Raw genomic sequence first — 24,656 nt, 5'->3', positions numbered from 1 at the left:
ATGAATAATCACAACGACACAAGCCACGGTTCAGTGCTGCGTTTCGGCCCCTACGCCTTTCATGTGCGCCAACGTCTGGTCCTTGAAGGGGCGCAGCCGCTGCGCATGGGCGGGCGCGCCATGGACATCCTTCAGGCGCTGCTCGAACACGCGGGTGAGGTGGTCAGCAAAGAGCAGTTGATTGCTCGAGTATGGCCGACCTCGGTCGTCGAAGAGATCAACCTGCGGGTGCACATTGCGGCGTTGCGCCGCGCACTGGGTGACGGCGTAAACGGGCAGCGTTTCATCATTCACGTGGCGCACTGCGGCTACAGTTTTGTCGCCCCGGTGGAGCAGGGAACCAGTGATGCGCTGACTATGCCCGCTGCCGCGCTCACGCCCCTGCACAATCTTCCGGCACGACTGACGCCAGTCAGTGGGCGCGACGCCTTGATCGGTGGTCTGGTTCGACAAATGCCGGTATGCCGCTTGATGACGATTACCGGTGCACCGGGCGTTGGCAAAACCACTGTGGCACTGCGCGTGGCGGAATTGCTGTTGCAATACTTTCGCGATGGCGCCTGGTGGGTCGACCTTGCCAGCCTCGAAGATGACATTCCATTGCTCGAGCGCCTGTTGCACACCCTGAACACAGACTTTTTCACACTGACCGGCCGGCACGCCTTGTTGATACTGGATAACTGCGACCACCAGCGCGACAGCTGTGCGGCACTGGTGGAAACGCTGTTGCATGCTGCGCCTCGTCTGTCGATTCTGGCCACCAGCCGCCAAGCTCTGCAAGTCGCTCAGGAGACCGTTCATTACGTGCCGCTGTTGGCGATTCCCAAGCGCTCGACATTGAACACCGTCGAAGAAGCCATGGGCTATCCGGCGGTGCAGTTGTTCGTCAATCGCGCGCGGGCACGGCAGCATGGCTTCTGTTTGCGTGAGCAGGATTTGCCAGGTGTGCGCGAGATCTGCCGTCAACTGGACGGTCTGCCGCTGGCGATCGAGCTCGCCGCTGCGCAGATCGACGCGCTGGGCTTGATCGGCTTGCAGACACAGGTTGAAAACGGCCTGCAGTTACTTGGCCAAGGCCGGCGCACCGCGGAACCGCGCCATCAGTCGATGGCCGCTGCGATCGATTGGAGCTTCCAGTACCTGACGGAAATGGAACAGCGTGTGCTGCTGCGGCTGTCGGTATTCAGCGCGGGCTTTACCCTGGAGGCCGCACTGAGTGTGATCAGCAGCGCGGATCTGGCGGGTTCCAGACTGTCCGCGATAATCGAAGGGTTGGCGCGCAAATCGTTGCTTGTTCGAGAACCCAACCGTGCGACGGCGCGCTATTGGATGCTCAACACCGTGCGCCGCTATGCTCGTGATCAGTTCGAGCGCAGTGACGACAAGTTCGAATTGAAACAGCGCCATGCGCGCTATCTCAGCAGAACGCGCAACGCTTCAGGCCGGGCACTGCTCGTGGAGGCTGTCGAGTAGCAGGCGGACCTTGCGCAAGTCCGGCGTGGCGTAGCCTTCGGTGAAGCGCTGGTAAATGGGGCTGAGCAAATCCCATGCTTCGTGATGGCGGGACTGGCGCTGCCATAATTGGGCGAGGTCCGTGGCGCTGCGCAGTTCCCAAGCCAGGGCGCCTTGGTCTCTGGCGACACTCAGGGCTTGTTGCAGGATTTGTTCGGCTTCTCGGGTTTCAGCGGTGTCTGAGCGGGCCGATTCGCGAGCAGGCTCGCTCCCACAGGATGACCCCTTCAACAATGCCGCCGCCCGCGCCCGCAGTATCTCCGCTGCACTCCAACCCGCATCCCCGGTGCGCGCGCGCTGCACCAGTGCCTCATCGACAAAGCGCTCATCCAGCGTAACCATCACTTCCCGAATCAGACCGCTGCTCTGTGCTGGTACGGGCACGGCATTATCCGGATCGATCACCTGCGCATACTGTCGGCCCCAGTTATTGAACAGCAGCACCGAGTGCTTCTGCGATTGTTCCAGCAGCAACTGCAGCAGCGCGCGGGCGTTTACATGGTCGCCGTTGTAATGAGCGATCAGACAACTGGCCAGCGCCAGGGTGTAACAGATCGATGTGCCGTGATTGATCTGCACGGCGATGTCCAGCGCCTGCCGTGCGGCGCGCCAGGCTTGCTCGGGCAGACCCTGCAACCACAGCACTCGGGCCAGTACTGTCAGCGAAGCGACGCTCTGATCGTACTGCACGCCAAAACCATGGGTGAAACGATTGAGATGGCCGCTGTGGGCCATGCGTTGCAGCACCTGCTCGGCATGTACGCGTGCCTGCGGCTGGTCGCCGGCATAATGCAGGGCCAACACCCGCAAGCGATGAGTGCTCAGTGACAGCAGCGGTTCGCCGTGCAGGCCGATGCGGTCGAATTGCTCACTCTGGGCCAAAGCCATGCGGTAATGCCCGCAACTCAGATTGACCGCCATATGCCCCGATATCGCACGCAGTTGCCCGGCCAGATCGCCGTGTTCCTCGGCCAATTGGCAGGCGTCGACGAAGGCCTGAATGGTTTGTGGCGTGCCGCCCCAGGTGTGATAGCTGGCGCTGCCGAGCGCCAGTTTCAGCGCGATCTGCAGGCGTGGGCAGGGCGGTAGCAGCGAGTCTGCTGGCGAAGCCTCCAGCAGACTCAGTGCCCGGCGCACATAGCGGCTGTAATCGCGCAGCAACGACAGCTCCTGCCATAAAGGCGCCGAGGCGGCTGCCAGTTGCACCCCCAGCTCATCCGGTCCCGGGCCGTTGAGGCTCCAGTCCAAAGCCGCGCGCAAATCCTCCAGACCCCGGGCATAGCGCTCCATCCACAATACAGTCGGAGTATTGTCCCAATCCGCCTGCGCCTGCTGCATCAGTGTCAGGCAGCGCTCGGCGTGGCGTTGGCGGGTTGCGCTGAGTTCGTTGGCCTGTTCGAGTTTTTCCCGTGCGTAGTGGCGCGTGGTGTCGAGCAACCGGTAGAAAACATCTTCGTCGCCCACTTCGACGCTCAGCAGGGATTTGGCCACCAATTGCGTGACTGCGGTGAACACCGCGCCGGGGTCGATCTGTTGGCCGATGATCACCGCTGCCGCCGAGGCGAGGGTGAAGCTGCCGCGGAAAATCCCCAGTCGCCGCAGACAGGTTTGTTCGCAGGCGTTGAGCAGGTTAAAGCTCCAGTCCATCGTCGCGCGCAGGGTCAGGTGGCGTTCGGCGCTGCTGTGGTGTCCGGCCGACAATGGCGGCAAACCCTCGCGCAATTGCTTGAGCAATCCGTCCATGCCCAATTCGCTGACCTGCGCGGCGGCCAGTTCCAGTGCCAGCGGAATGCCGTCCAGGCGCTGGCAGATTTCGATCGCCTGCGGCAGCTCGGCGTGGCTCAGTCGGAAGTTTTCCCTGGCTGCGGTGGCGCGCTCGACAAACAACTGCATCGCAGCAAAGCCCAGCGCCTGGGCCGGCTCCATCGGGGGCGACATGGACGGGCATTCGAGCGATTCCAGACGCTGCACGAACTCACCCTCAGCGCGCAGGCTCTCGCGGCTGGTCGCCAGGATATGCACCTTTGGTGCCCCCCGCAGAATCTGCTCGCTGAGCGCGGCGACCGCATCAATCAAGTGTTCGCAGTTGTCGATCACCAACAACATTTGCTGTTCTCGCAGGCCGTCGACCAGACCAGCCTGCGCATCGCCTTCAGATGCGGACAGATCAAGCAGCGTCGCCAGATGCGATCCGATCAGCCCGGGATCGGCGATGGGCGCCAGATCCACCAGGCGGATGCCGTCGCGATACTGGTCGAGCAATTGTTCGGCGACGCGCAGGGCGACGGTGGTCTTGCCAATGCCGCCGGGGCCGACCAGAGTGATGCAGCGTCGGCGCGGCAGTTGCGTAATCAAGTGATCGATCAGGGGTTGGCGACCGATCATCCGCGTACGACGCAGCGGCAGGTTGTGCCGGGGCGCGGCGACCGCAGGCGTTGCTTCGATGCTGTCGAGCACGAACGGTGCGACAAAGCTGTAGCCGCGCTGCGCCACGGTGACGATGTAGCGCTGGCCGTTCTGCCCGTCGCCAAGCGCTTTGCGCAGCGCCGCCATGTGCACGCGCAAATTGATGTCTTCAACGACACTGTCTGGCCAGACCCCGGCCATCAATTGCTGTTTGCTCACCAATTCACCGGCATGGGCCAGCAAAATCAGGAGGATGTCCATCGCCCGCCGTCCCAGGCGCAGAGGCTGTTGGCCTTCAAGTAGCAATCGTTGCCCGGGATGAATCCGATAGGGGCCAAACGCAATGGCCTGATTCGGGGAAAAACTCAACAGCGCGCTCCTGCGGTGATGCGGCGGACAGGGCGAATCAGTGCCTGGCGCAAGCGCAGGCCGTCTGATCCGGGGTGTCCGGGCATAATCCTCAGGTTTGAGCATCAGTGCAACGGGTGGCGTAACGGCAGCAGTCAAAACACCGCAGGCTGCGCTGCGGTGTTTTTCGGTTTGTCCATGACTCGACAGCGCCAGGCGAAGGGATTGATGCCCTCGCTGCGGGTGAACATGTGGCAGAAATGCGCCTGATCGCAGAAGCCGCATTCCAGGCTGATTTGCGTCAGGCTCAGGTCGGTGTGCTGGATCAGCAACTTGGCTCGAGCCAGGCGCTGGGCGCGGATCCAGTCCTGTGGCGACAGGCCGGTGCTGCACTTGAATGCGCGGGAGAAATGACTGCGTGACAGTGCACATGCCCGGGCCAGCTCAGCTACTTCGAGGCTTTCGCCCAAGCGATCCAGGATCAACTGTTTGATCTGGCGTTCGCGCTGCGGACTGAGTCCGCCAGTCGTGTTTTTACGCGGTTCGCTGGCAGGGGCGAGGGCGACGGTTTGCTGTGGATAAGCCATGGCCAAGGTCCGTGTCGGTGGGGAAGGCACGGTCGGCGCATTCCCTCAGGTCAAAAAAGCAACGCTGCGCAGAGGGCTTCATTGTTGGGCGATGCCTTGAGACTGACGAGTTAATCGTTGTTAATTTCCTCGCTCAGGCTGGAACTCAGCACATCCTTGCAAGTCAGCGCGCGGCGCTTTGCGCGACCATGTCGACAAAGCACGGCCGCCGTTGGCCAGGTTCAAAGGGGAATGCAATGAAAAGCTTGGTGAAAGCGGCAACGACGCTGGCGGTCGTGCTGGCAATGTCCGGCGCCTTGGCGCAGGCACCGCAGGTTGGCACTCAGGCGCCGGGTTATTTCCGGCTGGCTGTCGGCGATTACGAAGTCACCGCGCTGTTCGACGGTTACAACGATTTGTCGCCGAAGTTGTTGCAGGGCATGAGCCAGAGTCAGATTCGCGCGCTGCTTGCGCGCCGTTCGATTGAAACCCCTGGCGTGCAGACGGCGTTCAATGCCTTTCTGGTCAACACTGGCAAACAACTGATTTTGGTCGACACGGGCGCAGGACAGTGCATCGGCGCCACCGCAGGCCAACTCTCGGCCAACATGCAGGCCGCCGGTTACAAGCCTGAACAGGTCGACACGATTCTGCTGACGCACCTGCACCTCGATCACGTCTGCGGTCTGGTCGACGCCGAAAAGAAACCGGTGTTCGCCAACGCCACCGTGTTTGCAGCCAAAGCCGAGGCCGACTACTGGCTCGATCCGGCAGCGCTGGCCAAGGCCCCGGCGGGCGCAAAAGAGTTTTTCAAGATAGCGCAGAACTCTACGGCGCCCTATGTTGCCGCCGGTCGCTTCAAGACGTTTGCCGCCGGGCAGTCGCCACTGCCGGGACTGGTCGAAGCAACCCTCGAAGCCGGCCACACGCCGGGCAGCACCACATATCGCTTCAATTCGCAGCAGCAGAGCATCGTGTTCATGGGCGATCTGGTGCATAACCTGGCAGTGCAGTTTTTGCACCCGGAAGTGTCGATCGGTTTCGACGTCAACAGTCAGCAAGCGATCAGCAGTCGTCAGGCAGTGTTCAGTGCTGCGGCGGCGAGCAAGACCTGGGTGACGGCAGCGCATCTGCCGTTCCCGGGCATCGGCCACATCACCGCCGAGGGCAAACACTTCCAATGGGTGCCGGTGGAGTACGGCCCCTACAAACGCGCGGCGAAAGTGCCATTGATCGAGTAAAGTGCCCAACGCCTGTGGCAAAAAGCGTCTGACACCGATAAGGAAACCACACTCATGAACCGTAACGATCTGCGCCGCGTCGACATGAACCTGCTGGTGATTTTCGAAGCGCTGATGTTCGAAAAGAATCTGACCCGTGTGGCGGAAAAACTGTTCATGGGCCAGCCGGCGGTCAGTGCTGCGCTGGGGCGCTTGCGTGATCTGTTCGACGATCCGTTGCTGCTGCGCAACGGTCGCGGCATGGAGCCGACAGCGCGGGCGCTGGCGATCCTCAAGGAATTGCAACCGGCAATGGACGTGATTTCCGGCGCAGTCAGCCGCGCCAAGGAGTTCGAACCGGCCAGCAGTTGCGACGTGTTTCGCATCGGTCTGTCGGACGACGCCGAGTTCGGTCTGTTTCCGCCGCTGTTACGCCAGCTTCAGCAGGAGGCGCCGGGGATTGTCGTGGTGGTGCGCCGCGCCAACTATCTGTTGATGCCGGCGTTGTTGGCCTCTGGAGAAATTTCCGTGGGCGTCAGCTACACCACGGATCTGCCGGCCAATGCCAAGCGCAAGAAGTTGCGTGATATTCCCTGCAAAGTACTGCGAGGCGACGACCGTCCGGGGCCGTTGACCCTGGACGAATATTGCGAGCGTCCGCACGCGATGGTGTCGTTCTCCGGTGACCTGAGCGGCAATATCGACCTGGATCTGGCCAAGATCGGCCGTTGCCGCCGAGTCGTTCTCGGCGTACCGCAGTTCAGCGGCTTGCGCGCCTTGCTCGCCGGTACCGAGATGATCGCGACGGTGCCGGACTACGCCGCCTGTGCCTTGGTTGAAGGCTGCGCCCTGCGTGCCGAAGATCCGCCATTCCCGATCGATGCCGCGCAATTGTCGATGGCGTGGAGCGGGGTGCATGACAATGACCCGGCGGAGAAGTGGCTACGCTCGCGCATCAGCCAGTTCATGGCGGCGCCGCTGGATATTCCGGCGCTTTAAGCGCCCTCGATTACACAAGCAGTTCTCCTGCGGGAGCGAGCCTGTACGCGAAAGCGGTGTGTCAGTCAGTGCGGATGTGACTGACCTGACGCCTTCGCGAGCAGGCTCACTCCCACATTGTTTTTGTGGCGGTCTGCAAATTGAATGCATGCCGCCAATCCCTGTGGCAGCGAGCCTGTTCGCGAAAGCGGTGTGTCAGTCAGTGCGGATGTGACTGGCCTGACGCCTTCGCGAGCAAGCTCGCTCCCACATTGTTTTTGTGGCGGTCTGCAAATTGAATGCATGCCGCCAATCCCTGTGGGAGCGAGCCTGCTCGCGATTGCGGTGTGTCAGTCAGTGCGGATGTGACTGACCTGACGCCTTCGCGAGCAGGCTCACTCCCACATTGTTTTCGTGGCGGTCTGCAAATTGAATGCACGCCGCCAATGCCTGCGGGAGCGAGCCTGCTCGCGAAAGCGGTGTGTCAGTTAGTGCGGATGTGACTGACCTGACGCCTTCGCGAGCAGGCTCACTCCCACATTGTTTTTGTGGCGGTCTGCAAATTGAATGCACGCCGCCAATCCCTGCGGGAGCGAGCTTGCTCGCGAAAGCGGTGTGTCAATCAACGTATATATGACTGACCTGACGCAATCGCGAGCAGGCTCACTCCCACATTGTTTTTGTGGCGGTCTGCAAATTGAATGCATGCCGCCAATCCCTGTGGGAGCGAGCCTGCTCGCGAAAGCGGTGTGTCAGTCAGTGCGGATGTGACTGACCTGACGCCTCCGCGAGCAGGCTCGCTCCCGCATTGTTTTGTGGCTGGCGGCAGAACATCAAAGACCTGAAAAGCAACTAAGCACACCCATCCAATTTCTCCCGCGCCGGCCTTGGCATGATTCCCGTCAATGACATTCAAAGGGTCGGGTCATGATTGCTACGAGGGATGAACAGGCGCGCGACATCGGGTTGCTGTTTCTGCGGGTCAGCGGCGGGTTGTTTCTGTTGTGGGTGCACGGCTTGCCGAAGTTGCTGGACTTCACCGCGCAGCTGCAACTGATCGAAGACCCGTTCCATCTCGGCGCCCACCTGACCCTGATCCTGGCGATTTTCGCCGAAGTCCTCTGCCCGTTGCTGATCGTCGCCGGTGTGCTGGCGCGATTGGCTTGTTTGCCTATTCTCTTTGTACTGCTCGTGGCGTTGCTGGTCGTGCATCCGCAATGGAGTGTGGCTGAGGGGCAGTTTGGCTGGTTGCTATTGATTCTTTTCACCACCGTCTTGATCGCCGGGCCGGGACGGCTGGCGATTCCTGTTCGTTTGCCCGGAGTGCTGCGTTATGCCTGAAGTCCTCAATTCACAAGCACCGGGGGCCGATGAGACCGTCACGTTGATCATCAAACACTCGGTCAAAACCGGTTTCGAATCGGCCTATGAAGCATGGCTGCGCAATATCGTGCGCGTCGCCGGGCAGCGCGAAGGGCATTTGGGTGTCGACGTGGTGCGCGGCAAGCGCGGGCGTCTGGATTTCTACACTTGCGTATTGCGCTTCAGCTCCACCGAAGCGATGCAGGGCTGGCTGGAGTCCTCCGAGCGTCAGGCGCTGGTGGCTGAAGCCGCACCGATGCTGGCCGACGGTGATCAGACCGAAGTCGCCCCAGTCAACGAGTTCTGGTTCACACCGCTGGCCGAAGCCGGCTCGCCACCGCCGCGCTGGAAGCAGGCTGTCGTCACCCTGTTAGTGATTCTGCCGCACACCCTGCTGGTGCCGCTGATCTGGGGGCCGTTGCTGGCGCTGCATCCGTTTCTGTCCAACTACGTGGTCGCCACGTTCCTGATTACCCTGACCATTGTCCTCTCGGTGGTCTACGTGGTGATGCCGCCGGTCACCCGTTTGTTTACCCCGTGGCTGGAAGCCAGTCAGGCCCATGAACACCTCGATTCCCAAGAAACCTCGCCGCGTTGAGCGGGGTTTGCTTCTTTTCACTTTCGCTTGAGGAACTGCGATGAGCGCCGATCTGATTTTATTCAATGGCCAATTTCATACCGTAGACCGGGAAAAACCACTGGCCAGTGCGGTGGCGATCAAGGATGGCCGTTTCGTCGCCGTCGGTAACGATGCCGAGGCCATGGCCCTCAAGGGCAGCGCCACACAAGTGGTCGACATGAAGGGCCGCTGCGTCATCCCTGGCCTCAACGACTCGCACTTGCACCTGATTCGCGGCGGTCTGAACTACAACCTCGAACTGCGTTGGGAAGGCGTGCCATCGCTCGCCGACGCGCTGCGCATGCTCAAGGATCAGGCCGATCGCACGCCCACTCCACAGTGGGTGCGCGTGGTCGGCGGCTGGAACGAGTTCCAGTTCGCCGAAAAACGCATGCCGACCCTGGAAGAAATCAACCAGGCCGCGCCGGACACCCCGGTGTTCATCCTGCACCTCTACGACCGTGCGCTGCTCAACCGCGCCGCCCTGCGCGTGGCCGGTTACACCCGCGACACGCCAAACCCGCCGGGTGGCGAAATCGTGCGCGACAGCAACGGCAACCCGACCGGCATGCTGGTCGCGCGGCCGAACGCGATGATCCTCTACTCGACACTGGCCAAGGGACCGAAGCTGCCGCTGGAATATCAGGTCAACTCGACCCGCCAGTTCATGCGCGAGCTCAATCGCCTGGGCCTGACCAGTGCAATCGACGCCGGTGGTGGTTTCCAGAATTACCCGGACGATTACCAAGTGATCGAACAACTGGCCAAAGACGACCAGTTGACCGTACGCATCGCTTACAACCTGTTCACCCAGAAGCCGAAAGAAGAGCTGACCGATTTCCAGAACTGGACCGGCAGCGTCAAGTTGCATCAGGGCGACGACTATCTGCGCCACAACGGCGCCGGCGAAATGCTGGTGTTCTCCGCCGCCGACTTCGAAGACTTCCTCGAACCGCGTCCAGACCTGCCGCAGACCATGGAACAGGAGCTGGAGCCGGTCGTACGCCACCTCGTCGAACAGCGCTGGCCGTTCCGTCTGCACGCCACGTACAACGAATCGATCAGCCGCATGCTCGACGTGTTCGAGAAGGTCAATCGCGACATTCCGTTCAACGGTCTGCCGTGGTTCTTCGACCATGCCGAAACCATCACCCCGCAGAACATCGAGCGTGTGAAAGCGCTGGGCGGCGGTATCGCGATTCAGGATCGCATGGCGTTCCAGGGCGAATACTTTGTCGATCGCTACGGCAAGCAAGCGGCCGAAGCCACGCCGCCGATCAAGCGCATGCTCGCCGAGGGCGTACCGGTTGGCGCTGGCACCGACGCCACCCGAGTGTCCAGTTACAACCCGTGGACCTCGCTGTACTGGATGGTCAGCGGCCGCACCGTTGGCGGTCTGGCGTTGTACGAAGAAGGTTTGCCACGTAGCACCGCGCTGGAGCTGTTCACCCACGGCAGCGCCTGGTTCTCCTCGGAGCAGGGCAAGAAGGGCCAGATCCGTGTCGGCCAACTGGCAGACCTGGCGGCACTGAGCGCGGACTTCTTCAGCGTTGAAGAAGAAGCGATCAAGTGGATCGAGTCGGTCATGACCGTGGTCGGCGGCAAGATTGTCTACGCCGCCGGCGATTTCGAAGACCTCGGCCCGCGTTCGATTCCGGTACTGCCGGACTGGTCGCCCGTGGTCAAAGTACCGGGCCACTGGCGCCCGAACTCGCCACTGCAGGCGCAGGTGCACCAGTGCAGCGGGCCGTGCGCCGTGCACACCCACAGTCATGAAAAAGCGCGGATGTCGAATGCGCCGGTCAGCGATTTCGCCGGTTTCTGGGGCGCATTCGGCTGTTCCTGCTTCGCGTTCTGAGTTTGAAAAAAGCGCCGGTCATCAGGGCCGGCGCTTCCCGCAACAACCATCCATCCAGGAGTTTTGCCATGAGCGTTCCTTACAAGCGACTGAACAAAGATGATGCCGTCGTCCTGCTGGTCGACCACCAGACCGGTCTGATCTCGCTGGTGCAGGATTTCTCGCCGAACGAGTTCAAGAACAACGTTCTGGCACTGGGCGACATCGCCAAGTTCTTCAAGCTGCCGACCATTCTGACCACCAGCTTCGACGCAGGTCCAAACGGCCCGATCGTGCCTGAGCTGCTCGAGCAATTCCCTGACGCGCCGTTCATTCAGCGTCCAGGCCAGATCAACGCCTGGGACAACGAAGACTTCGTCAAAGCGATCAAGGCCACCGGCCGCAAGCAACTGATCATCGCCGGTGTAGTGACCGACGTTTGCGTAGCTTTCCCGACCCTGTCGGCGATTGCTGAAGGCTTCGAAGTGTTCGTCGTCACCGACTCGTCGGGTACTTTCAACACCACCGTGCAACAAGCGGCATGGGCGCGGATGTCGGCCGCCGGTGCACACCTGATGAACTGGTTCGCTGTGGCCTGCGAGCTGCAGGGCGACTGGCGCAACGACATGGAAGGCCTGGCGCATCTGCTGTCCGAGCGTCTGCCTAACTATCGCAACCTGATCAACAGCTACACCAAGTTCACTGCCAAGTAAGACGAAAAGATCGCAGCCTGCTGCAGGCTGCGATCTTTTGCTTTCAACGCTTCTGCAACCACCCCAAAAAACCACCTTTTTTCACCGCCACCGGTTTGGCCATCAACGCGAGGCGACTGTTCTGCTGACGCACCGCCTGCAACTTGTTCAAGGCCCGGCCGACTTCGCTGCGCTTGTCCATGCACTCACGGGTCAACTGTTTGTCGAGACGATAGATGATGCTCGACGTCAGCGCCGTGAACGTCGCCTGCGACGGTGTATCGGCAAGAATGCTCTGCTCACCCATGACTTCGCTCGGCCCCATGCGCCCGGCCTCGGTCTGGCCGTTGCCGTCCGGCACCGTCGCGCTGACCACGCCCGTGGCAATCACGAACAGGCTGTCCGGCACCTCGTCCAGATCCAGCACCACCTGACCCGCCGTGTACTGTTGCGCGACCATCGACTCAGCCAGTCGATCACGTTCCTCGCTGCTCAGCGAGCGGAAAATCTTCACCTCATCCAGCAGCGCACGAGCACGGCTCGACGGTTCGATCACGCCGTCGGGATGCCGGGAAATACCCGCCGCTTCGAGATGGCGGTGGGCGAGGTCGAACAGTTGATTGCGCACTTCGCTCTTCTTCCCCAGCTCAGCGATGAAACCGCTGGCAACGTATTCCGACATGGTTTCGCCGGCTTCTTTGAGCACGGCTTTCGGCGCCGGGCTGAGCAACAGCGAACTGCTGCCCTGCAGAGTGCGATCAAGGGCATCCAATACCCGACGCGGACGAATGTGGTTCGGCACTTTGATACTGATCGAGACACCGTGCATGTTGCTCGGCCGGCTGAGATTGACGATTTTCGCCTTGGCCGCCACCGAGTTCGGTACTACGGCCATGGTGCCGGCGCTGGTCAGCAGGTGCGTGGCGCGCCAGTCGATATCGAAGACCTTGCCTTCGACGCCGTCGATCATCACCAGATCGTCCACCTGATACGGCTTGGTGGTGTTGAGGACGATGCCGGAAAACACATCGGCGAGGGTGCTTTGCAGCGCCAGACCGACCACGATGGCGACCACCCCGGAGGTGGCGAGCAGACCTTTGACCGGCAGTTCCAGCACGTAACCGGCCGCCGCGACAATCGCGACCAGAAACACCAGCGCACCGATGACGTCCTGCAGCAAGCGACCGCTGTGACCGATGCGGCGCATCAGCGCCAGGCCGATCACTTCGGTCAGCACCCGTGCTGCGTACAACCACCAGAGAATCCCCAGCGCCGTCGCACCCAGCTGCGCCACGCGATCATCAGCGAACAGCGGCGCCTGCAAGGGGCTGACACCGGCGTTGATCACCAGCGCGCTGAATGCCAGAAACAACGCCAGACGTACGCCGACTCGCGGCGCGCGATGGCTGAAGGGCGAGAAGTGCCAGAGTGCGGCGTCGAGCAGGAGCAGGACGGCGCTCCAGGACAGCAGGTGGGCGTAGAAAAGAGTCATGACCGGTACTCCGCGACGCTAGTGAGAAAAAAGATCGCAGCCTGCGGCAGTTCCTACAGGGAATCGTATTCCAGGGTAGGCGCTGCCGCAGGCTGCGATCTTTCGCTTTTATGGATTCAGATGAGTCTTCAGTTCAGCCGCCGCTTGACGCACCGCTGCTTTGACTTCCGGAATCTGGCTCAGCGGATTGAGCAGGCCAAAGTCATGAATCATCCCGTTGTAGCGCACCGAGGTCACCGGCACGCCGGCCGCATCCAGATGCCGCGCATAGCCTTCGCCTTCATCACGCAGCACGTCGAACTCGGCGGTCTGCACCAGCGCAGCGGGCAGGCCCTTGAGCTGTTCGGCGCTGGCGTTAAGCGGCGAGGCATGGATCTGCGCACGCTCGGCCGGGTTGGTGGTGTAGTTGTCCCAGAACCACTGCATCATGCCCTTGGTAAGGAAGTGGCCCTCGGCAAATTGCTGGTACGAACCGTCATCGAATTGCGCATTGGTTACCGGCCACATCAACAGCTGAAAGCGCAGGGCAGGGGCTTTCTGTTCCTTGGCCATCAACGCCACGACCGCCGCCATGTTGCCGCCGACGCTGTTGCCGGCCACCGCCAGACGTTTGCCATCGACACCGATGTCCTTGCCGTGCTCGGCCACCCATTTCGTCGCGGCGTACGCCTGATTGATCGCGGTCGGGTACTGCGCTTCCGGCGATGGCGTGTAATCGACATACACCGCAACAGCGCCAGAGCCGACCACCAGATCACGGATCAGGCGCTGGTGCGTCGGGAAGTCACCCAGCACCCAGCCGCCACCGTGGAAAAACATGAACACCGGCAACTCGCCTTTGACCTTGGCCGGGCGCACCACTTTTAGGTTGATGGTCTGGCCGTCGACCTTGATCGCCTTGTCGCTGACTTCCACGCCGGACAGATCAACCTTTACCGAAGCCTGTGCACCAGTCAGCACTGCACGGGCGTCCTTCGGGCTCAGTTGCTCCAGCGGACGACCACCGCCAGCGGCGAGGGCATCGAGGAACGCTTGGGTGTTGTGTTCGACGCCTGGACTGCCAGCGGCGAAAGCGCTGCTGACGGACAGGGCGAGGAGGGACGCGGTGAGGGTTTTCTTGACGATGTTCATGGGTGGAAATCCTTTTGAATGATTTTGATTGTTTGCCTGAATTGCGGGCTGCTGTGGCACTGGGTTTGCGGCCTCAGCAACACCGTGAGCACAGATTAATGGGCTGCTGAAAAGCGAAAAAGCGGCTATAAAGCGTTTAACTGTCCACCAGAGAGTGACAATGAACCCGTTCGAAGACATGCGTATTTTTTGCCAGGTGATGGACTCCGGCAGCTTTACCGCCGCGGCCGATCAGTTGGGACTGTCGAAGCAGTTCGTCAGCCGCCGTTTGATGCAACTGGAAGAGCGCCTCGGTGTGCGCTTGTTGAATCGCTCGACCCGCCGCCTCGACGTCACCCCGCTGGGGCAGAGCTATTACGAATCGGCGTTGCGCTTGTTGGGTGAGGTAGAGCAGGTCGAGCAGGGCATCGCCGGCGAAACCGCCGAGCCGCGCGGCACGATTCGCCTCAGCGCGCCGTTGTCGTTTGCCGTGGCGCATCTGGGTTGTCTGCTACCGTTGTTCCTGCAGCGTTATCGCGAAGTCACCGTTGAGGTGGATCTGAGCGATCGCCCGGTGGACCTGCTCGGCGAGGGCTACGACCTGGCCCTGCGCATCGGCGTACTGGAAGACTCGACTCTGATCGCCCGACGCATCGCCAGCATCGAACGGGTCTATTGCGCCAGCCCGGCCTACCTCGCCGAACGCGGCACACCGCTAAAGCCTGAAGACCTGCACAGCCACGACTGTCTGCCTTACGGCCACGGGCGCTCGGTGCAATGGCGTTTCAACGAAGCGCCGGGCAAACCGCTGCTGATCAACGTCGCCGGCCGCATGCGCGTCAACAATGGCGAACTGCTGCGAGACGCCGCGGTGCAGGGGATGGGCATTACTTATCTGCCGACCTTCATCGTCGGTGCGGCGCTGAAGGACGGGCGGCTGGTACCGGTGCTGGATGATTTACGCCCGGAGCCGCTGACCCTGTCGGCAGTTTATCCGCAGCATCGCCAGGCTTCGCGGCCGGTGCAGGCGCTGGTGGAGTTTTTGCGTGAGCGGCTTAACCAGAGTCATGTGAATCTTTGATTTTATTTACCGTCGAGTATCGCGTTCTGTCGGGCCAAATAGCGGTGCATGGGCAGTTATGATTAACTTTGATTCAATTTGTATCAAAGCTGAGCGAACACAAGGGGGCAGGACTACTCTGATCAACGGTGAACCCCCGCTGCCCGCAATCTCAAGGAGTCAACTGACATGGCCGCGCCAATGAAAACCCGATCCGTGACTGCCCATGTACCCGTGCAATTGGCCGAAAAGGTCGATCTGATGGCTGAGCGTCTGGAACGCTCGCGTAACTGGATTGTGAAACAGGCCCTGAGCGCCTGGATTGATCAAGAGGAAGAGCGCAGCCGTTTGACGCGCGAAGCCTTGGCTGATGTGGACGCCGGGCGCGTTATCGATCATCAATCAGTGCAGGCATGGGCGGACAGCTTGAGTTCCGATACGCCTCTCAAGGCTCCACTTTGATATGGAGTTGAAGTGGACCAGCAAAGGGCTTTCCGACCTGACCAGGCTTTATGAGTTTTTGGCAGCAGTTAATCAACCTGCCGCTGCGCGCACTGTGCAACAGCTGACCGCCGCTCCGATAATGCTGCTAGCCAATCCGCGCTTGGGTGAACGTCTGGAAGAATTTGAACCGCGAGATGTTCGAAGGATTCTGGTCGGGCACTACGAAATGCGCTACGAAATTGTCGATTCGACTATCTACCTGCTGCGCCTTTGGCACACTCGCGAAGAACGATAATTCATCGCCAGAATCGCGCTTACAACATCGCAACAACCCCAACTCCGGGTCTGTTCTAGACTCACGCCGCTCAATCACGAGCCTCACCCGGAGTAGCGCCATGGAAGTGCCCAACCCCAAAAACGCCATCGAAAGCAATCGACAGGCGTGGAACGATTCCGCCCGTCATCATCAGGATTCGCCGGACTGGCAGGCATTGCTCAGCGATGTCGCGCAGGCAGAGTTTTGCTGCCTTGATGACACCTTGCGCGGCTTGCTGGAAGTCGACGGCAAAGACGTGATTCAACTGGGCTGCAATAACGGTCGGGAGAGCCTGTCGCTGTTTGCGCTGGGTGCGCGCAGTGTCGTCGGCGTCGATCAATCCGCAGCGTTTCTTGAGCAGGCCCGCGAGCTGAACAGCCGCTCGCCGCACAATGCCGAATTCGTCGAGAGCGATATCCACCATCTGCCTGCAACGCTGCATAACCGCTTCGACGTCGCCCTGATCACCATCGGGGTACTCAACTGGATGCCTGACATCGGCGAATTCTTCCGCCATGTCGCGCAGGTGCTGAAGCCGGGCGGCAAGCTGGTGATCTACGAAACCCATCCGTTTCTGGAAATGGTTGATCCGCAGGCTGAAGATCCCTACCGCCTCGCCAGTTCGTATTTCCGTGCCGAGCCGTTTGTGCAGGAAGAGCCGATCGTTTACGTAGGTAAAGTCGAGCAGCCGGCGGCAAAGTCGTACTGGTTCGTGCATACGCTGGGCGCGATCTTCAGCGGCGCCATTGGCGCGGGGCTGAGCATTGTGGATTTTCAGGAATATGCGCATTCGAACCGGGAAGAGGTGTATGACTGCTACCTGAACCAGCAGGCGCAGCTGCCGATGTGCTTTAGCCTGGTGGCAAGCAAGGCCTGAGAACCTTTATTGCGATGACAGGCCTCTTCGCGAGCAGGCTCGCTCCCACAGGGAAACGCATTCCAGTGTGGGAGCGAGCCTGCTCGCGATGGCGGCCTTGTGACCGCCAGAAAATTCAGGGAACGGCGTGATTGACTGCGTGCCCCGGCTGCGCATAAAGATCAATGCCCAGCGCATGAATCACCTTCAACACTGTGTCAAAGCGCGGCTTCGCTCCGGGAGCAAAAGCTTTGTACAAACTTTCACGACCCATGCCTGAATCCTTGGCGATCTGCGTCATTCCTCGCGCCTTTAACACGTAGCCGATTGCGCGAAGGAATTCTTCGCTGTCTCCGTCTGCAAGCACCTGTGACAGGTACTCACTGATGGCTTCATCACTGTCGAGCAGCGCGACCATGTCGAAATTCGTCAAAGTCTGGCTCATGGTTAAACCTCCTTTGCCATTTTTTGTGCGCGTCGGATGTCTGCGCTTTGTGAGGATTTGTCGCCTCCGGCCAGCAGAATGATTACTGCGCCATTGCGAATTGTGAAATACACCCGGTAGCCCGCGCCAACATCCAGACGCATCTCAGAGACTTCATCGCCCACCGATTTGGCGTCGCCGAGATTGCCTGTTGACGCCCGATCAATACGCCGGGCGATAGCCACTTTGGCGCGCAAGTCTCTAATCGAACGGTGCCAAGCCTGGAATATTGCGGTTTGCTGGATAAGATAAGTCATTGCTCGACTGTATCCAAGTGGATACGGAAAAACAGTCGGCCAAGTCTTTACTGGATGTTGGAAGTGTCGTCACAGTTTGTAGGCAACCAGCCAATCGCTTGTGAGAGCTGCGGGTGCAGCTACTGGCCTCTTCGCGAGCAGGCTCGCTCCCACAGGGAAATGCATTCCAGTGCAGGAGCGAGGCTGCTCGCGATGGCGGTATCAAAACCGCCGCAAATATTCAGCCTGAATCAAGCCTGCGCGGGCGTACTTACTACTGGTCTTTCCGGCTTGCGCAGCGCCTCCAGCCTCGACTCGCTGTAGCGCGTTTCGCGGAAGAAGCGCCAGTGGCCGAACAGGTCGTAAACATGCGTGATCCGCCCTTGTTCCTTATAGCCCAGGCGCACATGCATCTTCAGGGCCTGGATATTGGCGTTGTCACAGATATCCACCACCTTTTTATACCCCCCGGCGTCCATGACTTGCCAAAGTGCGGTCTGTGCGTCGACGGTCAAGGTGCTGCCGAAATAGGGCCGGGCAATTTCGGCACCGAACTGGAAGTACTCACCGGGCTGGATCGTGAACGTGTAGCGGTAGAAGTGCCGATCGTAATAGTCGCGGGTACTGGCCCAGACGAACCCGACGGTGTGGCCTTCCTGGTCCAGGTACATGTGCCCCGTGTGCCCTTCAGCGGCCAATTCGGCCATGGTCTGCACACGGTCACCAAAGTACTTGCCGAAAGCCTTGGCGTTGTCCTCGGTGATGTCGACTCTATGTAAACCTTCACAGGGGCGCAGTTTGTTCGGCGCGATCGGCGTGACCAGATCGCGCTCCATCCACAGCAATTCACGGTGAGCGAAGACATAACGTTTGCCGAAAGCGCCAAGGGTGCGGCGCAGGCCTTTTTGTTTGATGCGCAGAAGCAGTTTGTCGATGACGTTCATGATGCTCTCCGAGGCGCTAGCCCTGGTGTGGTGGATGATGTTGCCGGTTGAGTTGCGCAGGTATTTGCCGCTTTCGGTTTGCCGGCACGCTGTGCGCGCCATTTTTGCAGGGCCGGTTTGACGCAGTACCAAAGACGCAGGCCCAGGCCCAGCAGCAAGCCACTGGGGCGCCATGAGTAGAAGCTCCAGCGCCAGTGTTCCAGTTGTCCGGTCATGCGCTCGTGCAGTTGATGACTGGAGTTTTCCAGGCTGACCCGCGAGGCATCGATCCAGTGCCATTGCTCGTCCAGGCCCCAGCGAATCCATTCCTCCAGCAGCACTCGACCACTGCCCAGATCGGCATGTTGCGGCAGGAACGCCAGGTTGTAGTCGTAGAGGCGGCCCTGCTCGAGCAGGCCCAGCCGATAACTGATGCAGCGGCCGTCCAGCTCCAGTATCACCACTCGCACCAGCCCTTGAGCGGCGAGGGCGGTGAAGGCGTTCTGTATCCATTGACGACTGTGGTCAGTTGCGAAAATGCCGACGCCCTCGTCGCCTTTCCAACTGACCGACTCGACTTCTTGCAACGCCTGTAAAACCGGAGGCATCGACAGCGCATCGGGGGTGATTCGCCGTACTTGAGCGCCGCACGCGGCAATCCGTTTGCGCGCACGACGCAGTTTGTAGCGCGGGTCGCCGGAAACTTCCTGCTGGTCGGCGTCGCTGATCAGATGCACCGGCACCCGGCAACTCAGGCGCCGTTCAGCGGTGGAGCTACGCGCCATCCAATCGGTGACGGCACTTTCTTCCCCGGCAGGTTCCGACAGTTCGTTGAGTTGCAGCAGCGCATGGGGCAGGCGCTGACGGATCAGCATCAGCGCATCGCGCATATCCTCTGCGCCGAGCAACGACAGCAGGGCCAACCGATCGGCCAGCGGATAACCCAAGTGGCGCAAGACGCGAAATGGCACGCCCGCGAAGCGTTCGCGGCTGGACACCAGGGGCAGGCACAGGCGCAAAGCCTCTGCTTCCCAGCCGAGCAGAACGTGCAGGCACTGATTCTCTTCCAACGCCTGCTCTGCTGCGCACAACCAGCCGAGGTGGTTGAACGGCGTGTGATCGGCTACGTGAAGGCGCAGCGTTTCATACGCGGTTGCCGGGAAGTCGGCAGCGCACAGGGAGGTGCGCCATTCAAATCGCATCACCATAGGTTCAGACCGCCGTTGCTGGGACAGGTGGACGAGAATTTTTCCGCAGTGCCTCCAGGCGCGAGCCGCTGTAGCGGGTTTCGCGATAAAAGCGCCAGCGACCGAACAGCGTGTAGATATTCATGATCCGCTGTTGCTCGGTATAGCCCATGCGCAGGTGCAGCTTGAGCGCCGGGATGTTGCTCGAGTCACAGACATCGACCACTTTGCGGCAGCCTTTCTCAGCCATGGCTTGCCACAGGCGCACTTGCACATCGACTGACAATTCGCTGCCCCAGTAGGCACGGGTCATTTCGCCACCGAATTCGAAGAACTCGCCAGGTTTCACCGGGAACCGGCAACCGTAGTAATGCCGATCAAAATAGTCGCGCGGCGTACCCCAGATGAACGCAACGGCATCACCTTGCTCGTCGACATGCATATGCCCGGTATGACCCTCACTGGCCAGCTCGGCCATGACGCCGACACGGTCGCCGAAGTAACGGGTGAAGGCGCTGGCGTTGTCTGCGGTGATCTCCATTACGCGCAGCGGCGGGTAGGGTTTGAGGCTATGCGGCGGCACGGGGCTGACCAGATCACGTTCCATCCACAGCAGTTGCTGATGGGCAAAAATGTACATTCTGCGGATCTTCGCCAAGGTCGCTCGCAGACCTTTGCGACGGATATGTCCGCTGAGTTTTTGCAAGATTTCCATGGTCTCTTCTCCTGATGAAAGTGCCGCGCGCAGCATCACGCTCGCAGGGCGGAGGGGCGGTTCATGAAGCGTTCCAGTTCAGGGCAAACAGGGTTTGCCCGGGTAATTCGAAACGCACGCGCCCGTGTTCGCAGGCAAATGGTGCGTCGCGGGCGCGATTGTCAGCGCCGAAGAAATGCAGGGCGTCTTGGTTGAGCGGGCACTTGGCACCGCTCAGAGCAACGCGTTGCAGGCGCGTGCCTTTGTTCACCCCGAGCAACGTGCGCTGCTCGTCGCCGGCCATCGCCAGTACGTCCACTTCGAAGGCGTCGTTATCCAGTTGCAGCACGTGCGGCAGCCAATGCCGGGCGATGAATTGCTGGGCCAGGCCCACCGGTTTCAGCTCGAAGCGATCGCCGGCCAACACGCGCACCATGCCCTTGGCGTAGGGCGGTTCGTCGGCCGCCTGAAACCAGTTGAGCATGCTCAGCAAACCGTCCTGAGAAGCATTGATGACCACCGATGCCCACCACAGCGCGGCGTAATGAGTTTCCTGGTCGTACGGGCTCAGGCTCGAGCCACTGGACAGATTGGTCTGATCGAGCAGCAAGGCTTTGCGCGGCTGACCCTTTGCGTCGAGGCCGACCAGTTGCGCGGCGCGGCGCACGCTGTCGCGGTAGACGCGAGTGGCGAGCAGGTCGCGGATCATCCATTCGTGCCAGGCCAACGCGTCAATCTGATCGGGCGCTTCACTGAGCAGACGCCGTGCCCAATCGATCCCGCGTTTGTCTGCGGCGTTATTGGCGAACGGGCCGTTGACCAGGCGCGAACTGGCCGGCATGGCGATGCGCACGCCGGCCCTGGCGTTGGCGGGATCGCTGCGCACCTGGCGGGCCATGCTGACAAAAATCGAGCGGTATTCGTCGTAGCTCGAATAGTTGAGGTTCGGCTCGTCGGCGAAGCCGATGTAATGCGTGCCTTGACCACCCAAGGCACGAGTGCCGGCGAGCCACGTCTCAAGGCCGTTGCTGCTTTGCACATCGGCGCGCAGATTGGCCTGACGCCCGGTGCCGGCGAGCAGGGTGATGTCCTGGCGGATGCCGAAGCGCGTCTGATAAAGCTGACGAACCGGGTCTTCGAAGCGGGCACTTTTCGACGTTATGTCAACGTAGCTGTAGTAGCTCGCCGCACTCGGCTTCAACGCATCCAATGCGGCATGACTGCTCGCGGGCGGCATCAGATTGGGCAGCGCGATGCCCAGATCCGGAGTGCGCCCGAGCACCATGGCGTGCAGGGTCAGGCGGACCTCACCCGATTCTTCATGCACTGGCTGCAGCTGCTGCGGATTCTGCGCAAACAGGTTGGCCGTGCCGTCGAGCCAGAACGCCGCTTTGCCGCTGCCCTGCAGGCGCAAGCGCCAGACCTGAGGGCGGTCACTGACCGGCAAGGCCACTTGATCGAATTGCCAATAGGCGCGGTGGGGCTTGAGGGCCAGCGACAGCTGTTGTCCATCGTCCACCCGCTGTGCTTGCAGCGCGTTGACGCCGCCATGGTATTTGCCGTTCAGCACCGCATGCTCTCCCGGTGCGACCTGGAAAAACAGCTCAGTACCATTGCGGGTTTCGACGCTGAAATGCACTTTGGCCGGACTGAACAGCGCCACGGTGGTTGCGTCATGCTCGACGCGGTAACTACGGAAGCTGTAGCCGGGAATCTCCAGGCGATAACCGGCAGCTCCCGGCACCAGCGGCCAGCTTTGCGAACCGCGAACCTCACTGGCCTTGATGAAGCGATCACCTTGCAAGCGGCCATGGCCGTCAAGCAGGTAGATATGCTCTTCATTGGCCTCGGCCTGCCACGCCGGAACCCAGCGCACGGTGACTGTATCCGGGCGGTCGGCTTGCAGATACAGGCTGCCATCGCGGATGTCGCCCCACTGCATGGGCGCAGCGAAGGCATTCAGCGTCATGCCGAGTCCGAACAGCAGGGCCAGGCGCTTCATGCGGCTTTCCTGCGGTGCAGCATCAGCCACATCGGGCTGAGATCGCCGGGCAGAATGAACAGCGTGTGCCAGAACGGTACGCCGCTCAGCCTGCAATAAAGCACCAGCATCGCCAGGGTCACTGCCAGATAGGCAATCGAGGACGCCGCCGCTGCGCCGACGATGCCGTAGCTCGGGATCAGCAGCAGATTCAGGCCCAGATTCAGCAACGCGCCCACCCCCATCATCAGCGAGACGGTGGCAGGGCGATTCTTGCCGATCAGGTCCAGGCGCAGAATGCTTGCGTAGCACAGGCCCAACAGCCCCGGCAGCAAAGCCAGCAGCGCCGGATACGCGGGTTGGTAGGCGACGCCGAACAGGATGATGATCAGCCATTCGCCGATCAGCGCCATCGTGACGCAGGCGCAGAGCATTACCGTCGCGGTCAGGCGCAGCGCCAGCGGCGTGACCTTGTCCATGCCCTTGTCCTGTTGCAGCAGACGCTTCATCAGCGGTGTGGTGACTGCTTCCGGAACGATCAGCAACAGTTCAGCAGCGGCGCTGGCCATGGCGTAATGGCCGAGCGCGCTGCTACCGAGCAGGGCGCCGATGAACAAGTAATCTGAGCGCAGGATCACCTGTTGGAACAGCAGGTCCGGATGGCTGCGTGCACTGAATTTCAGCAGCTCCTTCTGGCTTGCACGATCCCATTGCAGTTGCAGCGGCTGTGCGCGTTTGAGCCACATCCAGCCCACCAGCACCACCAGGCTGATACCGGCCAGCCAACTGATGAGCGCCGCTTCGAGTGCCGCCTCTTTCCACATCCAGAACAGCGCGACAAAAAGCAGCAGCGGTGCCAGCGATTCGATCAGGCGCAGGACATTGAAGGCGACCACGCCACCCGACGCGTTGTGCAAGGTCAGCAGGCCGCTTTTGAGCACGGTCAGCGGTACCGCCAGCAGTAACAGCCACGCCAGCAGACCGAGCTGCATCGTGACGTCGAGTTCGCTGCCGAATTCTCGCGCCAGCGCCACCACCAGCAACGTCAGCAGCCCGGCCAGCAAACAACCGAACACCAGCACCTGGGCGAGCAACAGCCCCATCGGCCGCTGGTTAGCCGCTTGATAACCGACCGCTGAATTCAGGCCGCCGCTGGTCGCCGCACTGATCAGATCCGGCAGGGTGCTGAGCAGCGCGAACAGACCGCGTTCGCTCGGCCCGAGAATCCGCGCCAGCAACACATTGCGCAGCAGGCGCAGGGCGATCATCGCCAGTTTGGTGCCCATGCTCAGGGCGAGGTGCTTGATGTAGCTGCCGCGACTCATGGCCGTGCCCCGCGAAAGATCCGTAGCGACAGCAGCTCCGGATTGCGCGCGGTACGTTGGCTGACGCCGAAGCGCGGCAGGTTCAGCGGGTCGCCGGCGCCGCGATAGAGTCCGGTGGACGTGCCAAGCGCAAACGGATAATCGTGATTGGCGACCTGCTCGCGCACGCGCTCATCGTTGTCGCCGTTGGGGTAGCAATACACCGGCAGTGGCCGATTGCAGCCGTTGTGCAGGGCGTCGCGGCTGCGGCTGATTTCTTCGTGTAGACGCATGTCATCCAGGCCAGTGAGGATCGCATGACTGGCGCCGTGGGGGCCGAAGCGCACCAGACCGGACGCTTCCATGGCGCGCACCTGATGCCAGTCCAGCGCTTGTGGCAGAGAATCCGGCGGACACTCATTGGTCAGACGTTCGAGTTCCTGCGGATCGAGGCTCTTCAGCCCTTGCAGGTAATGCAGCAGTGCCAGGCTGCGCCGGTCGACATCGATATCGTCGAGCAGCACCGGCAGCGGATGACCGGTGATGCGCAGGTGCTCGATCAGGTGCATGCGCGCCTTTTCGCCATGGCTGCCCCACAGCGTTTCACCGACGCTTTCCCACCAGAACCGTTGCCGACTGCCAATGAAATCAGTGGAAAGAAAAATGCTCGCCGGCACCTGATATTTTTGCAGCAGCGGATAGGCATTGACCGCGTTGTCACGCCAGCCGTCATCGAAGGTCAGCGCCACGCGCGGGCGCTCGGTGCGCAGGGCGTTGGGCTGCAACAGCTCCATTAGCGGCACGCAATCGAAATGCTTGCGCAGCCATATCAGCAAGTGTTCGAACGCCTGCGGGCCGACACACAGTTCATTGCGGTGCGGCAGGTTGGCGGCACGGTCGTTGGCCAGCACTCGGTGGAGCATCAGGATGACTCCGGCCCCGTGCAGCTGGCTGCGCCCCACGGACGAGTTGAGATAGAGCCAGCCGCTGGTGCGTTTTATCAGTTGTTTGATAGCCATGGCATGCGCC

General features: G+C 61.0%; 23 protein-coding genes. 11 read left to right on the top strand and 12 right to left on the bottom strand.

What is annotated here, in order from left to right; translation table 11 throughout:
• Positions 1–1,473 (top strand): ATP-binding protein, encoded by a 1,473-nt coding sequence (locus KVG87_RS11715; RefSeq protein WP_217850808.1) that lies wholly within the window; start codon positions 1–3, stop codon positions 1,471–1,473.
• Here the strand turns inward: KVG87_RS11715 and KVG87_RS11710 are convergent.
• Positions 1,438–4,287 carry an ATP-binding protein gene (locus KVG87_RS11710; RefSeq protein WP_217850806.1) on the bottom strand — a complete coding sequence of 950 codons (2,850 nt, stop codon included), beginning with the start codon at positions 4,285–4,287 and terminating at the stop codon, positions 1,438–1,440. The genes KVG87_RS11715 and KVG87_RS11710 overlap by 36 nt on opposite strands.
• A 134-nt stretch (positions 4,288–4,421) precedes the next feature.
• Positions 4,422–4,853 (bottom strand): helix-turn-helix domain-containing protein, encoded by a 432-nt coding sequence (locus KVG87_RS11705; protein WP_056784487.1) that lies wholly within the window; start codon positions 4,851–4,853, stop codon positions 4,422–4,424.
• Between the two features lie 236 nt (positions 4,854–5,089).
• Here KVG87_RS11705 and KVG87_RS11700 point away from each other — a divergent pair, with 236 nt between their 5' ends.
• The 6 genes from KVG87_RS11700 to ycaC all read left to right on the top strand — a co-directional run bounded on the left by KVG87_RS11700 (position 5,090) and on the right by ycaC (position 11,561).
• Positions 5,090–6,073: an MBL fold metallo-hydrolase gene (locus tag KVG87_RS11700; RefSeq protein WP_217850804.1), complete on the top strand. Its 984-nt coding sequence runs from the start codon at positions 5,090–5,092 to the stop codon at positions 6,071–6,073.
• Between the two features lie 54 nt (positions 6,074–6,127).
• Entirely contained in the window at positions 6,128–7,051 is a 924-nt protein-coding gene (locus KVG87_RS11695) for a LysR family transcriptional regulator (protein ID WP_039762138.1), read from the top strand.
• A 906-nt stretch (positions 7,052–7,957) separates the two neighbouring features.
• Positions 7,958–8,371 carry a DoxX family protein gene (locus tag KVG87_RS11690; RefSeq protein WP_024012430.1) on the top strand — a complete coding sequence of 138 codons (414 nt, stop codon included), beginning with the start codon at positions 7,958–7,960 and terminating at the stop codon, positions 8,369–8,371.
• Positions 8,364–8,990, top strand: coding sequence for an antibiotic biosynthesis monooxygenase (locus tag KVG87_RS11685; RefSeq protein WP_073474273.1), 627 nt, complete (start codon positions 8,364–8,366; stop codon positions 8,988–8,990). The genes KVG87_RS11690 and KVG87_RS11685 overlap by 8 nt, the downstream gene beginning before the upstream one ends.
• A 40-nt stretch (positions 8,991–9,030) precedes the next feature.
• Complete coding sequence (locus KVG87_RS11680) at positions 9,031–10,869, top strand: amidohydrolase (RefSeq protein ID WP_042609477.1); 1,839 nt, start codon at positions 9,031–9,033, stop codon at positions 10,867–10,869.
• Positions 10,870–10,937: 68 nt separating this feature from the next.
• Positions 10,938–11,561, top strand: coding sequence for an isochorismate family cysteine hydrolase YcaC (gene ycaC / locus KVG87_RS11675; RefSeq protein ID WP_016774080.1), 624 nt, complete (start codon positions 10,938–10,940; stop codon positions 11,559–11,561).
• Positions 11,562–11,604: 43 nt separating this feature from the next.
• Here the strand turns inward: ycaC and KVG87_RS11670 are convergent, their stop codons facing one another.
• A complete protein-coding gene (locus tag KVG87_RS11670; RefSeq protein WP_073474277.1) occupies positions 11,605–13,032 on the bottom strand; it encodes a mechanosensitive ion channel family protein in 1,428 nt (475 codons plus the stop codon).
• Between the two features lie 108 nt (positions 13,033–13,140).
• Positions 13,141–14,163 (bottom strand): alpha/beta hydrolase, encoded by a 1,023-nt coding sequence (locus KVG87_RS11665; protein ID WP_217850802.1) that lies wholly within the window; start codon positions 14,161–14,163, stop codon positions 13,141–13,143.
• 160 nt (positions 14,164–14,323) lie between these two features.
• On the opposite strand from KVG87_RS11665, the gene KVG87_RS11660 reads away from it, so the two are divergent.
• The 4 genes from KVG87_RS11660 to KVG87_RS11645 all read left to right on the top strand — a co-directional run bounded on the left by KVG87_RS11660 (position 14,324) and on the right by KVG87_RS11645 (position 16,839).
• Positions 14,324–15,223 (top strand): LysR family transcriptional regulator, encoded by a 900-nt coding sequence (locus tag KVG87_RS11660; RefSeq protein ID WP_041478583.1) that lies wholly within the window; start codon positions 14,324–14,326, stop codon positions 15,221–15,223.
• 168 nt (positions 15,224–15,391) lie between these two features.
• Positions 15,392–15,664 (top strand): CopG family ribbon-helix-helix protein, encoded by a 273-nt coding sequence (locus tag KVG87_RS11655; RefSeq protein ID WP_041478584.1) that lies wholly within the window; start codon positions 15,392–15,394, stop codon positions 15,662–15,664.
• A 1-nt stretch (position 15,665) separates the two neighbouring features.
• Positions 15,666–15,941: a type II toxin-antitoxin system RelE/ParE family toxin gene (locus tag KVG87_RS11650; protein WP_041478585.1), complete on the top strand. Its 276-nt coding sequence runs from the start codon at positions 15,666–15,668 to the stop codon at positions 15,939–15,941.
• Positions 15,942–16,041: 100 nt separating this feature from the next.
• Positions 16,042–16,839, top strand: coding sequence for a class I SAM-dependent methyltransferase (locus tag KVG87_RS11645; protein WP_217850800.1), 798 nt, complete (start codon positions 16,042–16,044; stop codon positions 16,837–16,839).
• 115 nt (positions 16,840–16,954) lie between these two features.
• On the opposite strand, the gene KVG87_RS11640 is transcribed toward KVG87_RS11645, so the two are convergent.
• From KVG87_RS11640 to KVG87_RS11605, 8 genes are all read right to left on the bottom strand, one after another.
• A complete protein-coding gene (locus KVG87_RS11640) occupies positions 16,955–17,263 on the bottom strand; it encodes an addiction module antidote protein (RefSeq protein ID WP_076567387.1) in 309 nt (102 codons plus the stop codon).
• 2 nt (positions 17,264–17,265) lie between these two features.
• Complete coding sequence (locus KVG87_RS11635; protein WP_217850797.1) at positions 17,266–17,559, bottom strand: type II toxin-antitoxin system RelE/ParE family toxin; 294 nt, start codon at positions 17,557–17,559, stop codon at positions 17,266–17,268.
• 230 nt (positions 17,560–17,789) lie between these two features.
• The gene (locus KVG87_RS11630) at positions 17,790–18,482 is read right to left on the bottom strand and encodes a hypothetical protein (RefSeq protein WP_056784508.1); all 693 of its coding nucleotides are present in this window, start codon (positions 18,480–18,482) and stop codon (positions 17,790–17,792) included.
• Positions 18,479–19,669: a GNAT family N-acetyltransferase gene (locus tag KVG87_RS11625; protein WP_217850795.1), complete on the bottom strand. Its 1,191-nt coding sequence runs from the start codon at positions 19,667–19,669 to the stop codon at positions 18,479–18,481. Before KVG87_RS11625 ends, KVG87_RS11630 begins: the two co-directional genes overlap by 4 nt.
• A gap of 4 nt (positions 19,670–19,673) precedes the next feature.
• The gene (locus KVG87_RS11620) at positions 19,674–20,363 is read right to left on the bottom strand and encodes a GNAT family N-acetyltransferase (protein WP_217850794.1); all 690 of its coding nucleotides are present in this window, start codon (positions 20,361–20,363) and stop codon (positions 19,674–19,676) included.
• A 61-nt stretch (positions 20,364–20,424) separates the two neighbouring features.
• Positions 20,425–22,344: a hypothetical protein gene (locus tag KVG87_RS11615; RefSeq protein ID WP_217850793.1), complete on the bottom strand. Its 1,920-nt coding sequence runs from the start codon at positions 22,342–22,344 to the stop codon at positions 20,425–20,427.
• A complete protein-coding gene (locus KVG87_RS11610; protein ID WP_056784521.1) occupies positions 22,341–23,648 on the bottom strand; it encodes an oligosaccharide flippase family protein in 1,308 nt (435 codons plus the stop codon). Before KVG87_RS11610 ends, KVG87_RS11615 begins: the two co-directional genes overlap by 4 nt.
• Complete coding sequence (locus tag KVG87_RS11605) at positions 23,645–24,646, bottom strand: polysaccharide deacetylase family protein (RefSeq protein WP_024012445.1); 1,002 nt, start codon at positions 24,644–24,646, stop codon at positions 23,645–23,647. The genes KVG87_RS11610 and KVG87_RS11605 overlap by 4 nt, the downstream gene beginning before the upstream one ends.
• Positions 24,647–24,656: the final 10 nt, after the last annotated feature.

This window comes from Pseudomonas siliginis (assembly GCF_019145195.1).
Classification (GTDB): Bacteria; Pseudomonadota; Gammaproteobacteria; order Pseudomonadales; family Pseudomonadaceae; genus Aquipseudomonas; species Aquipseudomonas siliginis.
This window is presented reverse-complemented; position numbering and strand designations above follow the sequence as displayed.

Excerpts from the sequence above, each read along its gene's own strand:
- KVG87_RS11680 (WP_042609477.1), top strand. The coding sequence starts at position 9,031 with ATGAGCGCCGATCTGATTTTATTCAATGGCCAATTTCATACCGTAGAC.
- KVG87_RS11715 (WP_217850808.1), top strand. The coding sequence starts at position 1 with ATGAATAATCACAACGACACAAGCCACGGTTCAGTGCTGCGTTTCGGC.
- KVG87_RS11650 (WP_041478585.1), top strand. The coding sequence starts at position 15,666 with ATGGAGTTGAAGTGGACCAGCAAAGGGCTTTCCGACCTGACCAGGCTT.
- KVG87_RS11655 (WP_041478584.1), top strand. The coding sequence starts at position 15,392 with ATGGCCGCGCCAATGAAAACCCGATCCGTGACTGCCCATGTACCCGTG.
- ycaC (WP_016774080.1), top strand. The coding sequence starts at position 10,938 with ATGAGCGTTCCTTACAAGCGACTGAACAAAGATGATGCCGTCGTCCTG.
- KVG87_RS11620 (WP_217850794.1), bottom strand. The coding sequence starts at position 20,363 with ATGGAAATCTTGCAAAAACTCAGCGGACATATCCGTCGCAAAGGTCTG.
- KVG87_RS11685 (WP_073474273.1), top strand. The coding sequence starts at position 8,364 with ATGCCTGAAGTCCTCAATTCACAAGCACCGGGGGCCGATGAGACCGTC.
- KVG87_RS11660 (WP_041478583.1), top strand. The coding sequence starts at position 14,324 with ATGAACCCGTTCGAAGACATGCGTATTTTTTGCCAGGTGATGGACTCC.
- KVG87_RS11605 (WP_024012445.1), bottom strand. The coding sequence starts at position 24,646 with ATGGCTATCAAACAACTGATAAAACGCACCAGCGGCTGGCTCTATCTC.
- KVG87_RS11645 (WP_217850800.1), top strand. The coding sequence starts at position 16,042 with ATGGAAGTGCCCAACCCCAAAAACGCCATCGAAAGCAATCGACAGGCG.
- KVG87_RS11670 (WP_073474277.1), bottom strand. The coding sequence starts at position 13,032 with ATGACTCTTTTCTACGCCCACCTGCTGTCCTGGAGCGCCGTCCTGCTC.
- KVG87_RS11665 (WP_217850802.1), bottom strand. The coding sequence starts at position 14,163 with ATGAACATCGTCAAGAAAACCCTCACCGCGTCCCTCCTCGCCCTGTCC.
- KVG87_RS11610 (WP_056784521.1), bottom strand. The coding sequence starts at position 23,648 with ATGAGTCGCGGCAGCTACATCAAGCACCTCGCCCTGAGCATGGGCACC.
- KVG87_RS11640 (WP_076567387.1), bottom strand. The coding sequence starts at position 17,263 with ATGAGCCAGACTTTGACGAATTTCGACATGGTCGCGCTGCTCGACAGT.
- KVG87_RS11690 (WP_024012430.1), top strand. The coding sequence starts at position 7,958 with ATGATTGCTACGAGGGATGAACAGGCGCGCGACATCGGGTTGCTGTTT.
- KVG87_RS11705 (WP_056784487.1), bottom strand. The coding sequence starts at position 4,853 with ATGGCTTATCCACAGCAAACCGTCGCCCTCGCCCCTGCCAGCGAACCG.
- KVG87_RS11615 (WP_217850793.1), bottom strand. The coding sequence starts at position 22,344 with ATGAAGCGCCTGGCCCTGCTGTTCGGACTCGGCATGACGCTGAATGCC.
- KVG87_RS11635 (WP_217850797.1), bottom strand. The coding sequence starts at position 17,559 with ATGACTTATCTTATCCAGCAAACCGCAATATTCCAGGCTTGGCACCGT.
- KVG87_RS11695 (WP_039762138.1), top strand. The coding sequence starts at position 6,128 with ATGAACCGTAACGATCTGCGCCGCGTCGACATGAACCTGCTGGTGATT.
- KVG87_RS11625 (WP_217850795.1), bottom strand. The coding sequence starts at position 19,669 with ATGGTGATGCGATTTGAATGGCGCACCTCCCTGTGCGCTGCCGACTTC.
- KVG87_RS11700 (WP_217850804.1), top strand. The coding sequence starts at position 5,090 with ATGAAAAGCTTGGTGAAAGCGGCAACGACGCTGGCGGTCGTGCTGGCA.
- KVG87_RS11630 (WP_056784508.1), bottom strand. The coding sequence starts at position 18,482 with ATGAACGTCATCGACAAACTGCTTCTGCGCATCAAACAAAAAGGCCTG.